General features: G+C 66.5%; 15 protein-coding genes. 9 read left to right on the forward strand and 6 right to left on the reverse strand.

Going from position 1 to position 12,832, the window contains the following annotated elements:
* Window positions 1–10: 10 nt before the first annotated feature.
* The 5 genes from ACXMYJ_RS23715 to ACXMYJ_RS23735 all read left to right on the forward strand — a co-directional run bounded on the left by ACXMYJ_RS23715 (window position 11) and on the right by ACXMYJ_RS23735 (window position 3,305).
* Window positions 11–217, forward strand: a complete 207-nt coding sequence (locus ACXMYJ_RS23715; protein ID WP_260755409.1) for a ferredoxin — start codon at window positions 11–13, stop codon at window positions 215–217.
* Between the two features lie 2 nt (window positions 218–219).
* On the forward strand, window positions 220–759 hold the full coding sequence (locus ACXMYJ_RS23720; protein WP_460359016.1) for a nuclear transport factor 2-like protein: 540 nt from the start codon (window positions 220–222) through the stop codon (window positions 757–759).
* Between the two features lie 92 nt (window positions 760–851).
* Window positions 852–1,985, forward strand: a complete 1,134-nt coding sequence (locus ACXMYJ_RS23725) for an NDMA-dependent alcohol dehydrogenase (protein WP_460359017.1) — start codon at window positions 852–854, stop codon at window positions 1,983–1,985.
* Between the two features lie 38 nt (window positions 1,986–2,023).
* Window positions 2,024–2,455: a nuclear transport factor 2 family protein gene (locus tag ACXMYJ_RS23730; protein ID WP_260755412.1), complete on the forward strand. Its 432-nt coding sequence runs from the start codon at window positions 2,024–2,026 to the stop codon at window positions 2,453–2,455.
* Between the two features lie 28 nt (window positions 2,456–2,483).
* The gene (locus tag ACXMYJ_RS23735; RefSeq protein ID WP_460359018.1) at window positions 2,484–3,305 is read left to right on the forward strand and encodes an SDR family NAD(P)-dependent oxidoreductase; all 822 of its coding nucleotides are present in this window, start codon (window positions 2,484–2,486) and stop codon (window positions 3,303–3,305) included.
* Window positions 3,306–3,358: 53 nt separating this feature from the next.
* Here ACXMYJ_RS23735 and ACXMYJ_RS23740 read toward each other — a convergent pair whose 3' ends face one another.
* Window positions 3,359–4,198, reverse strand: a complete 840-nt coding sequence (locus ACXMYJ_RS23740; protein ID WP_260755414.1) for a mycofactocin-coupled SDR family oxidoreductase — start codon at window positions 4,196–4,198, stop codon at window positions 3,359–3,361.
* Window positions 4,199–4,272: 74 nt separating this feature from the next.
* The gene (locus tag ACXMYJ_RS23745; protein ID WP_260755415.1) at window positions 4,273–4,863 is read right to left on the reverse strand and encodes a TetR/AcrR family transcriptional regulator; all 591 of its coding nucleotides are present in this window, start codon (window positions 4,861–4,863) and stop codon (window positions 4,273–4,275) included.
* Window positions 4,864–4,975: 112 nt separating this feature from the next.
* On the opposite strand from ACXMYJ_RS23745, the gene ACXMYJ_RS23750 reads away from it, so the two are divergent.
* Both ACXMYJ_RS23750 and ACXMYJ_RS23755 read left to right on the forward strand, forming a co-directional pair.
* Window positions 4,976–6,268, forward strand: coding sequence for a cytochrome P450 (locus ACXMYJ_RS23750; protein ID WP_443187463.1), 1,293 nt, complete (start codon window positions 4,976–4,978; stop codon window positions 6,266–6,268).
* The gene (locus tag ACXMYJ_RS23755; protein WP_460359019.1) at window positions 6,265–7,023 is read left to right on the forward strand and encodes an SDR family NAD(P)-dependent oxidoreductase; all 759 of its coding nucleotides are present in this window, start codon (window positions 6,265–6,267) and stop codon (window positions 7,021–7,023) included. The genes ACXMYJ_RS23750 and ACXMYJ_RS23755 overlap by 4 nt, the downstream gene beginning before the upstream one ends.
* Here the strand turns inward: ACXMYJ_RS23755 and ACXMYJ_RS23760 are convergent.
* Entirely contained in the window at window positions 7,009–8,658 is a 1,650-nt protein-coding gene (locus tag ACXMYJ_RS23760) for a long-chain-fatty-acid--CoA ligase (RefSeq protein ID WP_460359020.1), read from the reverse strand. The genes ACXMYJ_RS23755 and ACXMYJ_RS23760 overlap by 15 nt on opposite strands.
* Before the next feature lie 87 nt (window positions 8,659–8,745).
* On the opposite strand from ACXMYJ_RS23760, the gene ACXMYJ_RS23765 reads away from it, so the two are divergent.
* A complete protein-coding gene (locus ACXMYJ_RS23765) occupies window positions 8,746–9,150 on the forward strand; it encodes an HIT family protein (protein WP_260755419.1) in 405 nt (134 codons plus the stop codon).
* Here the strand turns inward: ACXMYJ_RS23765 and ACXMYJ_RS23770 are convergent.
* Window positions 9,133–10,599 carry a sensor histidine kinase gene (locus tag ACXMYJ_RS23770; protein ID WP_460359021.1) on the reverse strand — a complete coding sequence of 489 codons (1,467 nt, stop codon included), beginning with the start codon at window positions 10,597–10,599 and terminating at the stop codon, window positions 9,133–9,135. The two genes, ACXMYJ_RS23765 and ACXMYJ_RS23770, sit on opposite strands and share 18 nt — an antisense overlap.
* 153 nt (window positions 10,600–10,752) lie before the next feature.
* The gene (locus ACXMYJ_RS23775) at window positions 10,753–11,469 is read right to left on the reverse strand and encodes a response regulator transcription factor (RefSeq protein WP_260755421.1); all 717 of its coding nucleotides are present in this window, start codon (window positions 11,467–11,469) and stop codon (window positions 10,753–10,755) included.
* 95 nt (window positions 11,470–11,564) lie between these two features.
* Here ACXMYJ_RS23775 and ACXMYJ_RS23780 point away from each other — a divergent pair, with 95 nt between their 5' ends.
* Entirely contained in the window at window positions 11,565–12,299 is a 735-nt protein-coding gene (locus ACXMYJ_RS23780) for a hypothetical protein (protein WP_443187468.1), read from the forward strand.
* A 32-nt stretch (window positions 12,300–12,331) separates the two neighbouring features.
* Here the strand turns inward: ACXMYJ_RS23780 and ACXMYJ_RS23785 are convergent, their stop codons facing one another.
* A complete protein-coding gene (locus tag ACXMYJ_RS23785; protein WP_460359024.1) occupies window positions 12,332–12,643 on the reverse strand; it encodes an HNH endonuclease in 312 nt (103 codons plus the stop codon).
* Between the last annotated feature and the right edge of the window lie 189 nt (window positions 12,644–12,832).

Below are 12,832 nucleotides of genomic sequence, written 5' to 3' on the forward strand. Positions count from 1 at the left end.
GTCTGTCGAGATGGGTTGCTACCGAGTAGAACTCGACGAGGACCTGTGCCAGGGCCACGCCATGTGCGAGCTGGAGGCACCCGATGTGTTCAGGGTGCCCAAGCGCGGAGTGGTCGAGATCCTCGACCATGAGCCCCCCGACGAACTTCGCGAGGCCGTCGAACTTGCTGTCGACATGTGTCCCACCAGGGCACTTTCCATCACAGAGAAGGAGTGAATGTGGCGTCACGGGAGCAACTTGAGGACTGGGTAGAGCGCTGGCTCAAGGCCAATCAGGAGGCCGAGGCGGCCGGTGACTGGAAGCCGTTGGCGGACTTCTACACCGACGACGCCACCTACGGCTGGAACATCGGGCCCAAGGAAGACGTCATGTGCGTGAACAAGGGCGAAATCCGCGACGTCGCGCTGGGCCTGGAGATGGAGGGCCTGGAGAACTGGGTCTACGAGTACCAGAAGGTGCTCATCGACGAGAAGCAGAACGAGATCGTCGGCTTCTGGAAGCAGATCGCCAACAAGAGCGACGGCACCCGCGATGAGATCTACGGCATCGGCGGCAGCTGGTTCCGTCTCAACGACCAGCTGCTCATCGAATGGCAGCGCGACTTCTTCGACTTCGGCCACGTGCAGAAGGCGTTCATGAAGCTGATCGAGTCGGGAGACCTGACGCCCACCATGCAGAAGCGCATCGAGCGCTCGCTGGCCGGCGAGAAACTGCCGGGTTACTACCCGATCGGCGAGGCCCCGGTTCCCATCTGGTGAGGACACCACCAAGCGGTTGCTTGGGGGGCCTGTGATGTGGCTAACTAGAGCCTCTAGTCTGGAACTAGGGGCTCTAGTCGAAAGCAGGAGAAATGAAGACCAAAGGCGCTCTGATCTGGGAATTCAACCAGCCGTGGTCGATCGAGGAGATCGAGATCGGCGACCCCGTCAAGGACGAGGTCAAGATCCAGATGGAAGCCTCGGGTATGTGCCATTCCGACCACCACCTGGTCACCGGCGACATCCCGATGGCAGGTTTCCCGGTGCTGGGCGGCCACGAAGGCGCCGGCATCGTGACCGAGGTGGGCCCCGGCGTCGAAGGCCTCGAGCCCGGTGACCACGTCGTGCTGTCCTTCATCCCGTCGTGTGGCGCGTGCCCGTCGTGTCAGTCCGGTCTGCGCAACCTCTGCGACCTCGGAGCGATGCTGCTCCAGGGCACCGCGGTCTCCGACAACACCCACCGCATCCACGCAGCCAAGGACGGCACGCCGGTCATCCCGATGACCCTGCTGGGCACCTTCAGCCCGTACATGGTCGTGCACAAGAGCTCGGTCGTGAAGATCGACCCGTCCATCCCGTTCGAGGTCGCCTGCCTCGTCGGCTGCGGTGTCACCACCGGCTACGGCTCCGCGGTCCGCAGCGCCAACGTCCGGCCCGGCGACGACGTCGTCATCGCCGGCATCGGCGGCGTCGGCATGGGCGCACTGCAGGGCGCCCTGAACGCCGGCGCGCGCAACATCTTCGCGATCGACCCGGTGGAGTGGAAGCGCGACCAGGCGCTCAAGTTCGGCGCCACCCACGCCTACCCCGACATCGCCAGCGCGATGATGGGCGTCGCCGAGATCACCGCGGGCCGGATGGCGTCCAAGACCATCATCACCACCGGTGAGCTCCACGGCGAAGAAATCGACAACTACCTCAACATCACGTCCAAGGGCGGCACCTGCGTGGTCACCGCGGTGGCCAACATGGCCAGCTCCGATGTGACGCTGAACCTGTCGATGCTGACGCTGCTGCAGAAGAACCTGCAGGGCACCATCTTCGGTGGCGGCAACCCGCACCACGACATCCCCCAGCTGCTGTCGATGTACAAGGCGGGCCGGCTCAACCTCGACGACATGGTCACCCGGCAGTACAAGCTCGAGCAGATCAACGACGGCTACAAGGACATGCTCGAGGGCCGCAACATCCGCGGCGTCATCCGCTACACCGACGCCGACCGGTAACCCCAGAGCTCCCGCGAGGGTCTTGCTGAAGGAGTCACATGACAGAGACGGCCGAACTGACACCGGTGGTCGCAGCGTCGCGGAACTCGTGGCGCTGCGTGCAATCCGGCGACCGCGAAGGCTGGCTGGCCCTGATGTCCGACGACATCGTCATCGAGGACCCCATCGGGGAGGCTGTCACCAACCCCGACGGCACCGGGGTGCGCGGCAAGGACGCCGTTGCCGCGTTCTACGACGCCAACATCGGCCCGAACCAGCTGCGCGTCACCTGTGAGGAGACGTTCCCGTCCAGCAGTCCGACCGAGATCGCCTACATCCTCGTGTTGGAGACGACCTTCCCGAACGGGTTCGTGGCCACCGTACGCGGTGTGTTCACCTACCGCGTCGACGACGCCGGCCTCATCACCAACCTGCGCGGTTACTGGAACATGGACGCGATGAGCTTCTCGCAGAAGGAAAGCGCGGATTAGCGGACTGTTGTCCGGCCGCGGAGCCGTCGTGGTCGGCGGCACACGCGGGATCGGCCTGGCCGTCGCCGAACTATTGGCCGCTCTCGACGCCGGGGTGGTGGTCAACGGCCGCGACGACGTCGCAGCGCACGAAGCGGCCGAACGTGTTCCGGGTGCGGTCGCCCACCCGGGCTCACCCGCCGATCCGGCGGTCGCCGACGCGCTGATCGGCACCTGCGTCCGCGAGTTCGGGTCGATCGACATCCTGGTCAACTGCGCCGGCACCGCCGAACCCGCCGGCTCGTCGATCCTCAACGTGACCACCGAGCAGTTCCAGAGCCTGATGGATGCCCATCTGGGCACCGTCTTCCAGACCTGCCGCGCGGCCGCCCCGCGGATGGTGCAGCAGGGCTCCGGCGCGATCGTGAACACGAGTTCGTTCGCGTTCTTGGGCGACTACGGCGGCACCGGATACCCCGCAGGCAAGGGGGCGGTCAACAGCCTGACGCTGTCGATCGCGGCCGAACTGAAGGAGTACGGGGTGCGCGCCAACGTCGTATGTCCGGGCGCAAAGACCCGGCTGTCCACCGGGTCGGACTACCAAGCGCATATCGCCGAACTCAACCGCCGCGGCCTGCTCGATGATGTCAGCTACCAGGGCGCCCTCGACGCCGCGCCGCCGGAGTATGCCGCACCGACCTACTGCTACCTGGTCAGCGACCTCGCCAAGGACATCACCGGACAGATCTTCGTGGCCGCAGGCGGATTCGTCGGCCGCTTCGATCGGCAGCCCCCCGCGATCGTGGCCTACCGCGGCCACGAGAACGAGCCACCGTGGACGGTCGAGGAGATCGCAGCCCGGGTCAACTGATCACGGCACCTGCGGTCTGATCTCCTCGTTCACCGACCGAGTTGCACGCCCGACTACTTGAGCATGCTGCCCGCGTCCACGGTGACCGGGAGGCCCGTGATGTACCGCGCCTCGTCAGAGGCCAGGAACAACACGGCATTGCTGATGTCCACCGGCTCGACCCAGCCAACCGGCAGTACGTGCATGAACTGGGCGGCGACCGCCATATCGTCTGGCCCCGGATTCTCCAGGTCCGGCCGGAAGAGCTTCATCGTGCCCTCGTTCATGAACAGCGGGGTGTTCACATTGGTCGGGCAGACGGCGTTGACCCGGATCGAGTGCTGGCCCAGCTCGACGGCGAAGGTGCGCATCAACCCGATCACGCCGTGCTTGGCGGCGATGTAGTGACCTGTGTGCGCGTACGGCTTGAGGCCGCCAACCGAGCTGGTGAGGATGATCGATCCGCCGCGGCCGCCAGAAAGAAGATGCGGCACAGCGGCCTTCACCGACTTCCAGACGCCCGACAGATTGACGTCGATCATGTCGTTCCAGTCATCTTCGCTGGTGTGGTCCAGCGTCTGCCCACCGTTGCCGATGCCCGCGTTGGCCACCACGATGTCGAGCCGGCCCAGCTGCTCCACCCCGGAGTCCACCGCCGCCTTCACCGCGGCGTAGTCACGCACGTCCACCTCGGCGGAGACGACCCGGCGACCGGTCCCCTTGACCAGATCGACGGTCTGGGCCAGGTCATCGGGTGTCGCCGGCGGGATCTCGGTGTTGCTGCTGATCGCTGCACAGACGTCGATCGCGATGATGTCGGCGCCCTCTTCGGCCAGCCGCACCGCATGACTACGGCCCTGACCGCGCGCCGCGCCCGTGATGAACGCGACCTTGCCCTCCACCCGACCACCCATGTGCCACCTCAATTCCAGCCCGATAGTCGATGTTTGTCGATCGATCAGGAGCGTGACACCGATCGCGGGACCTGTCAACCACCCGGCGCGGGGGCCAGTGACTTGAGCTGGCGGTCGACGTAGGCGCGCATCTCGTCGTGGCCGAGCGTGACCCCGACCGCACTCTCGTTACACAGGCTCCGGGCGATCTGGGCGATCAGCATCGAGACCACCACCGGTGGATGTTGCTGCAGGTCAACACCGTTGGCGCGCAGCGCGACCGTGACGGCGGCAGTCTCGATGTCACGCACCCGCTCGGCGTAGGCACGCAATTCGACCCGAATCGCCTTGCGGTGGTTGGCCAGCGCCATGAACTCGGTGTTCAGCGCGGTCCTGCTGGCGTCGCTGTTGATCAGCCACAGTGCGCGCAGCGGATCATTGTTGGCCAAGGCGGCGCGCATGTGTTCCAGCGAGCTCTCCGCGCCCGCTCGCAGTACCTCGACATACAGGTCGTCCATGGTCGGGAAGTAGTAGTAGACCAGCGCCTGTTTGACGCCGGCCTCGGCGGCCACCCGGCGCGAGGTCGCTGCGGCATATCCCTCGTCGCGCATGATCTTTGCCGTCGCCTCGATCAAGCGCGCCCGTGCGCTGACGTCCCCGCCGCGGGCCTTGGCTGCAGCCGGCATCAGCGGGCTCTCGCACACGCGCCGCTTGACCGTGTGTCGAGCACCGTGGTAAGCATGGCGCATTCTAGCAGTCTGATCGATCGATCAGGCAAGCGAAAGGACGGCTGCCCAAATGACCGACCTCGCATCGGCGGACTTCTTTTCCGACTACGCGCTCAGCCAGGACCCCTACGCCTACTGGGATCATCTGCGCGAGCAGAATCCGGTCTACCGCGAACCGCACTACGGCGTCGTCGCCGTCACCGGTTACCAGGAAGTGCTGGCGGCGTTCAAGGACCACGGCTCGTTCTCCGCGGTCAACGCGATCGGCGGACCGTTCCCGCCGCTGCCGTTCACCCCCGAGGGTGACGACATCACCGAGCAGATCGAGGCACACCGCCACCTGTTCCCGATCCACGAGCACATGGTGGTGATGGACCCGCCCGCCCACGAGCGGGCCCGATCGTTGCTCAACAAGTTGCTCACGCCGCGGCGCCTCAAGGAGAACGAGGACTACATGTGGCGTCTGGTCGACAGCCAGATCGACCGCGTGATGGACCCGGATTCCGCCCAGGGACGCTGTGAGTTCCTGTCCGAGTACGCCAAACCCTTTGCCACGTCGGCGATCATCGACCTGCTCGGTGTCCCGGAGGAGGACCGGCCGGAGTTCCTGGCCGCGCTGGGTGCCGAGCAGCCGGACGGGGCAAGGGTGGGCGCCCTGGACGGGGAGCCGGTGGGATCGGATCCGCTGCAGTATCTTGACGACAAGTTCGCGGGGTACCTCGCCGAGCGTCGCCGCGAGCCACGCGGGGACGTGTTGTCGGGCATGGCGACGGCGGTGTACCCGGACGGTTCGATACCGGAGCTCATCGAGGTCGTCAAGCCGGCCACGTTCCTGTTCGCCGCGGGGCAGGAGACCGTGACCAAACTGCTCAGCGCGGCCGTCAAGACACTGGCCGAACAGCCGGAGTACCAACAAATTCTGCGCCGGCACCCGGACCGCATACCGACGTTCATCGAAGAGTCGCTGCGGATGCACTCTCCGACCAAGGTCGATTTCCGGCTTGTCCGCAAGACCACCACGCTCGGCGGCGTGCATTTGAAGGCGGGCACGATCGTCATGCTGTGCCTCGGCGCGGCGAACCGCGACCCGCGCAAATTCGAGGATCCGCACAAGTTCCGCCCGGACCGCAAGAACGTTCGCGAGCACATCGCGTTCGGTCGTGGCATCCACACCTGCGCGGGCGCCCCGCTGGCCCGGGTCGAGGGACAGATCACCGTCCGCCGGTGGCTGGACCGCACCAGTGAGATCCACCTCGACGAATCGGCCCACGGGCCCGCCGGGGCGCATCACTTCGCCTACGATCCCACCTTCCTGCTGAGGGGGCTGACCGAGCTGCAGATCGAATTCACCGCTGCCCGATGACATCTCGACGGGTGCTCATCACCGGCGCGGGCCAAGGCGTCGGACGCGGTCTTGCCCTCGCATTCGGCCGCGCCGGGGCCGAGGTGCTCGTCAACGACCTCCAACGGGAGCGCAGCGAACAGGTGGCCGGTGAGCTCCGCGCCGCGGGCGGCTCTGGTACGCCGGTCCCGTTCGACGTCTGCGACTACGCGTCGGTGACCGCCGCAATTGCCGAGGCCGGACCGGTGGACGTGCTGATCAACAACGCGGGCAACGCCGGCGCCGAAGGGTTCGGCGGTCGGGCCAGGTTCGCCGAGACACAGCCGGCCGACTGGGAGTCCTTTCTGCGCGTCAACCTCTACGGCGTCCTGCACTGTGCCCGGGCGGTCCTGCCGTCGATGATCGCGAACACGTGGGGCCGGATCCTCACGGTCGTCTCCGACGCCGGGCGCACCGGCGACCCCGGTGGCGCCGTCTACGGCGCCGCGAAGGCCGGGGCCGCCGGGCTCACCCGGTCGCTGGCGCTGGAGAACGGTCGGTTCAACATCACCGCCAACAGCATCTCGCTCGGGACGATGCGGACCCCGATGACCGAACCGCTGTGGGCCGAGCCTGATTCGCCTCAGGCCAAGGAGATCCTGCGCAACTACGCCATCCGACGTCCGGGCGTTCCGGAGGACGTCACCGAGTTGGCGCTGCTGCTGGCGAGCGACCACGGTTCCTGGATCACCGGTCAGACCATCTGCGTCAACGGCGGGTACTCATTCGGGCTGTGACGGCTGACGATCGCGGTACTGCTCACGCAGTTTGACCTTGAGCACCTTGCCGGTCGCGGTGTGCGGCAACTCGTCGACGAACACCACGTCGTCGGGCAGCCACCACTTCGCGACCTCACCGGACAGAAACTTCAGAACGTCATCACGAGTGGCGTTGTGGCCCTTGCGCAGTACCGCGATGAGTAGCGGCCGCTCCTGCCACTTGGGGTGCGGCACACCGATGACGGCCGCCTCGGCGATCGCGGGATGGCCCATCGCGGCGTTCTCCAGGTCGATCGAGCTGACCCACTCGCCGCCGGATTTGATGACGTCCTTGGTGCGGTCCACCAGTTGCAGATAACCGTCGGGGTCGATCGTCGCGACGTCACCGGTCGGGAAGAACCCCTCGGCGTCGAGCTTCTCACCGCCCTCACCCTTGAAGTAGCCGCTGGCGATCCACGGGCCGCGGACGAACACTTCACCGAAAGCCTTTCCGTCCCAGGGCAGGCGATTACCCGACTCGTCGACGATCTTGAGTTCCACCCCGAACACACCCCGGCCCTGCTTGAGCTTGACCTTGTGCTGCTCCTGGGCGCTCAGCGCGGCGTGCTTGGGCAGCAGCCGGCCGACCACGCAGATCGGACTGGTTTCGGTCATCCCCCACCCCTGACCGCCTTCGGCCCCGAGGTCGTCCTCGATGCGTTCCAGCATCGACTGCGACAGCGCCGATCCGCCGATCCCGGCCCACTCGAGTTTCAGTTCGCGCGGGTCGATCTCGGGATGCTCGTCGAGGTAGGAGAAGAACATCAGCCACACCGTCGGCACGCCCTGCATGATGGTGACTGCTTCGTCGCGCATCAGTCGGTACACGCTCTCGCCGTCCAGGTGCGGCCCGGGCAACACCAGCTTGGCGCCGACCATCGCCGCCGAGTACGGGGTGCCCCACGCGTTGGCGTGGAACATCGGGACGACGAGCAACAAGGTGGTCCCGCTGTTGATGTCGAAGGTGCCGCGCGACAACGACAGCATCGCGTGCAGCACCGTCGAACGATGGGAGTACAGAACACCTTTCGGGTTTCCGGTGGTGCCGGAGGTGTAGCACAGCGACGAGGCGGTGCGTTCGTCGAACTCCGGCCAGTCGTAGTGGGTGGACTGCTTGCCGACCAGCTCGTCCCAGCAGAGCACCCGCCCGGCGGGGATATGCGCAAGCTCGGGCATGTGGTCGCGGTCGGTCATCACCACGTATGTCTGGACAGTGGTCAGCTCGGCGGCCAACTTGTCGACCAGCGGCGCGAACGTGATGTCGAAGAACAACACCCGGTCCTCGGCGTGGTTGACGATGTAGACGATCTGCTCGGCGAACAGCCGCGGGTTGACGGTATGCATCACCGCACCGGATCCCGAGACACCGAAATACAGCGCGAGGTGACGGTCACTGTTCCACGCCAGCGTCGCCACGCGGTCACCCGCTTCGATGCCGAGCTCGCCGAGCGCGTTGGCGACCTGTTTCGAGCGCTCGTTGACGCCACGCCACGTGGTGCGCCGCACCGGCCCCTCCGGTAGCCGCGACACCACCTCGGTGTCACCGTGAAATGCCGCCGCGTGCTCGATCAGCGAGGAGATCATCAAAGGCCGGTCCTGCATCAATCCGAACATCTGGCCAGGCTAGAGCGGATCGGGTGCGCAGGGGCGCTTCTTCCGGCACTGTTGCGTGCCGAATCCGCCGACTGGAATGCTCGACGCATGGCGACCGTCTTCACCAAGATCATCAACCGCGAACTGCCCGGACGATTCGTCTACGAGGACGACGACATCGTGGCGTTCCTGACGATCCAGCCGATGACGCAGGGCCACACGCTGGTGGTGCCACGCGAGGAGATCGACAACTGGCAGGATGTCGAGCCGGCGAAGTTCGCCCGCGTGATGGAGGTGTCGCAGCTGATCGGCAAGGCGGTCTGCAAGGCGTTCGACACGGAACGCTCGGGGGTCATCATCGCGGGACTGGAGGTGCCGCACCTGCACGTGCACGTATTCCCGGCCCGCAACCTGTCGGACTTCGGCTTCGCCAACGTCGATCAGAACCCGTCGCCGGAGTCGCTGGACGAGGCTCAGGCCAAGATCAAGGCCGCGCTAGCCGACCTGCGCTGAACTGGCCGGCACCGCCGACTCGGCGTCAGGGCCGGCGTCAGCGAACCGCGGCAACGTCACCCGGAACCGCGAGCCCTGGCCCGGGGCGGTGGTCACGCTGACCCGGCCGCCGTGCGCATAGACCAGCGAGTCGACGATCGACAGCCCCAGACCGGTGCCGCCGCTGGCACGCGTCCGCGACGAGTCGGCGCGGTAGAAGCGTTCGAAGACGCGCTGAGCGTCCTCCGGGCGCATACCGGGACCCTCGTCGCAGACCTCCAGGACGGCGACGTCGCCCTCGGTTCCCACCCGCACCGTGACCGCCGCCGACTCAGGGGTGTGCTGCAGCGCATTGGCAACCAGGTTGGACAGCACCTGACGGAGCCGCGGCTCGTCGCCGAGCACCTCGGGCGTGCCGGGGCCGTCGAACACCTCCATCCGGATGCTGCGCCTCGGTGCGATCGACTGCGCGTCGTGCACCGCGTCGGTGGCCAACGCCAGCAGGTCGACCCGGTGCTGGTCGAGCGGGCGCTGCGCGTCGAGGCGCGCCAGCAGCAGCAGGTCCTCCACGAGCAGGCCCATGCGGCGTGACTCGCTCTCGATGCGGCTCATCAGCATCTCGACGTCGCGAGCGGCGCCCTGCCGGTACAGCTCGGCGAAGCCACGGATGGTCGTCAGCGGGGTGCGCAGTTCATGGCTGGCGTCGGTGATGAAACGCCGCATCCGCTCCTCGGAGCTACGCGCCTGCTCGGCCGAGGATTCCGAGGACGCCATCGCGCGCTGGATTTGAGCGAGCATCCCGTTGAGCGCCGACGACAATCGGCCCACCTCGGTGCGCGGATCGCGTTCGGGGACACGGCGGTCCAGCTGGCCGGAGGCGATCGCCGCAGCGGTCTGCTCCACTTCGGACAGCGGGCGCAGGCTGCGGTGTACGACGGCGTAGCCGGCGATGCCGAGCACCAGCAGCACCGCTGTTCCGATGCCGAGCTGGGTGTAGACCAGCGACCGCATGGTGGACTTCACGTCGGACAGGTCGATGGCCACCGTGGTGAGCTCGCCGCGCAGACCACGCACCGTCATCGCGCGCCATTGCACATCGGAGTGGTCGACGGAACCTACGGTAACCGGCACCGGTCCCACATCGTTGTCGGCGGGCAGCGCCGGTTCGTGATCGCGGTCATTGACGGCCATCCAGATGTGTCCGTCGGGATCGATGCCGCGGACGAAGAAGTCCGACGGCGGCCGTGCCGGGTTGGGATCCTCGACGGTGACGGTGGGAAGCCGACGCGGCACCTGCGCCCACCCGCGGGACGCGTCGAGCAGGGTGTCGTCGACGCGGTTCATCAAGCTGTGCTGCATGATCGTGGTCACCGCGATCCCTGAGGCCAGCAGACCGCACGCCACCAGCAGCAGTGTGGCGGCGACAAGGCCTACACGAAGCGGAATGCCTCTCCTGAACCGACGCGGCACACCACCATTGTTCAGGGTCGAGCGCCTAACGCCATCCACGGCTCTTCGCGCAAGCGCTCATCTCAACCCACGGCTCTTCGCGCAAGCACTCATCTCAACCCACGGCTCTTCGCGCAAGCGCTCATCTCAACCCACGGCTCTTCGCGCAAGCGCTCATCGCGGTTCCCGGAGGACATAGCCCACACCCCTGAGCGTGTGCAGCAGGCGCTTGTCGCCGGTGTCGATCTTGCGACGCAGATAGGACACATAGGACTCCACGACGTTGACGTCGCCGCCGAAGTCATAGCGCCACACGTGGTCGAGAATCTTGGGCTTCGACAACACCGTGCCGGCGTTGATGATGAAGTAGCGCAGCAAGGTGAACTCGGTCGGCGACAGCGACACCGGTTCGCCGGCCTTCCATACCTCGTGGGTGTCCTCGTCGAGTTCGATGTCGGCGAACGTGAGCCGGGACGTGCGGGGCTCGTCGTGGCCGCGGCCGGACCGGCGCAGGATCACCCGCAGCCGGGCCACCACCTCTTCGAGGCTGAACGGTTTGGTCACGTAGTCGTCGCCGCCCAGGGTCAGACCTGCGATCTTGTCCTGAAGCGAGTCGCGCGCCGTCAGGAACAGCGCCGGGGCGTCGATGCCGTCGGCGCGCAGCCGTCGCAGCAGCCCGAAACCGTCCATCCCCGGCATCATCACGTCGAGGATGATCGCGTCCGGATGCACTTCCCGCGCTTTGTCCAGGGCTGCGGGGCCGTTAGACGCGGTGTGCACCTCGAACCCTTGGAATTTCAGACTCACCGAGAGCAGTTCGACGATGTTCGCTTCGTCGTCGACCACCAGAACGCGAGCCTCTGGGACGTTCTCCGGTACCGGCATGGCCATAGCCCTCAACTGTCCACCGATTCGCTTGAAATGTACTGCCCGCTGGCTGTGCACTTCCTGTGAGTTTGTGCTTGCGCGGTCCATAGACTGGGCGGATGAACCTCGGCAAATCCCTGACGGATCTCGCGTTTACACCGGTGCGCGCAGGGCTGGCCGTCGCTGAAGCCGGCCTGGGCATGGCCAGCGGCGCGTTGGACATCGCCAACCGCACGCTCGGCGAGTCCAAGGACGGGGTCCGGCGGGAGCCGACGTCATTCGCGTCCATGCTCGGCGTGCAAGACGCCGTCGAGCGCGCCAACCGGCTGGCCCGGTTGATGGACGAGGACCAGCCGCTCGGCCGCGCGCTCGCCCCTGACGGCCCGATCGACCGGCTGTTGCGTCCCGGTGGGGTGGTGGACCGGCTGACCGCGCCGGGCGGCGCGCTCGACCGGCTGACTCAGGAGGAGGGCGGGCTGATGCGCACCCTCGAACCGGGTGGGCTGGTGGACCAGCTGCTGGCCGAGGATGGCCTCATCGACCGGCTGCTGGCCGAGGACGGCGTCGCCGACAGGCTGTTCGCCGAGGGCGGAGTGGTCGACACGCTCACCGCGCGCAACGGCCCGCTGGAGCAGCTGGCCGCCGTCGCCGACACCCTCAACCGGCTCGCCCCCGGGCTGGAGGCACTCGAGCCGACGATCGAGGCGCTGCGCGAGGCCGTCATTGTGCTCAGCCAGGTGGTCAACCCCCTGAGCAACATCGCCGACCGCATCCCGCTGCCCGGGCGGCGCATGCGTCCCCGCCCGACATCGCGGCCGGTGACGTCGCAGCGGATTATCGAAGCCGAAGAGTGAGGTTCGTACGGGACGTGCCTTAAGCCGTTCCTTTAGTAGGACAGACCGTCTGCGTACCGCCGGCGCCGGTAATAGCGACCGCTGCCGCGATTCCTCGCCTTATACGTCGGTAGCTGACTGTCGCAATTCGGGCAGATGAGCCGGAGATTCTCGCGGCGGTCATTGCTTGGGTCGCCGTCGATGTGGTCGACGATCAACCCCAAACTCCGGCCGTTCCAACTGTCACTGTTGCCGCAGATCGCACAGCACCCGCTCTGCTGCTCGTAGAGGTAATCACGGACGTAGTGGCCCTGGTAAGACGTGCGGCCACACACACCGCTCGCTAGCCAAGCCTCCAGGAGCAGCCGCCGGCGATGTGCCTGCTGGGGTTGCGTCCAGCAGAGTGGTGTACGAGTCGGACCTGATTAGCGGTACCGGCGTGTCGTAGCCGACTGATTGAGGGTCATCGCGTGATTCTTCGAGAGACCGACCAAAGTCACTCGAGCAAAGGAATCAACGCGATGACCACTGCCCACAATATCGACCTGCCCGCG

This window comes from Mycobacterium sp. ZZG (assembly GCF_054786995.1).

Excerpts from the sequence above, each read along its gene's own strand:
- ACXMYJ_RS23715 (WP_260755409.1), top strand. The coding sequence starts at position 11 with ATGGGTTGCTACCGAGTAGAACTCGACGAGGACCTGTGCCAGGGCCAC.
- ACXMYJ_RS23725 (WP_460359017.1), top strand. The coding sequence starts at position 852 with ATGAAGACCAAAGGCGCTCTGATCTGGGAATTCAACCAGCCGTGGTCG.
- ACXMYJ_RS23730 (WP_260755412.1), top strand. The coding sequence starts at position 2,024 with ATGACAGAGACGGCCGAACTGACACCGGTGGTCGCAGCGTCGCGGAAC.
- ACXMYJ_RS23740 (WP_260755414.1), bottom strand. The coding sequence starts at position 4,198 with ATGGGTGGTCGGGTGGAGGGCAAGGTCGCGTTCATCACGGGCGCGGCG.
- ACXMYJ_RS23745 (WP_260755415.1), bottom strand. The coding sequence starts at position 4,863 with ATGCCGGCTGCAGCCAAGGCCCGCGGCGGGGACGTCAGCGCACGGGCG.
- ACXMYJ_RS23750 (WP_443187463.1), top strand. The coding sequence starts at position 4,976 with ATGACCGACCTCGCATCGGCGGACTTCTTTTCCGACTACGCGCTCAGC.
- ACXMYJ_RS23755 (WP_460359019.1), top strand. The coding sequence starts at position 6,265 with ATGACATCTCGACGGGTGCTCATCACCGGCGCGGGCCAAGGCGTCGGA.
- ACXMYJ_RS23760 (WP_460359020.1), bottom strand. The coding sequence starts at position 8,658 with ATGTTCGGATTGATGCAGGACCGGCCTTTGATGATCTCCTCGCTGATC.
- ACXMYJ_RS23765 (WP_260755419.1), top strand. The coding sequence starts at position 8,746 with ATGGCGACCGTCTTCACCAAGATCATCAACCGCGAACTGCCCGGACGA.
- ACXMYJ_RS23775 (WP_260755421.1), bottom strand. The coding sequence starts at position 11,469 with ATGGCCATGCCGGTACCGGAGAACGTCCCAGAGGCTCGCGTTCTGGTG.
- ACXMYJ_RS23780 (WP_443187468.1), top strand. The coding sequence starts at position 11,565 with ATGAACCTCGGCAAATCCCTGACGGATCTCGCGTTTACACCGGTGCGC.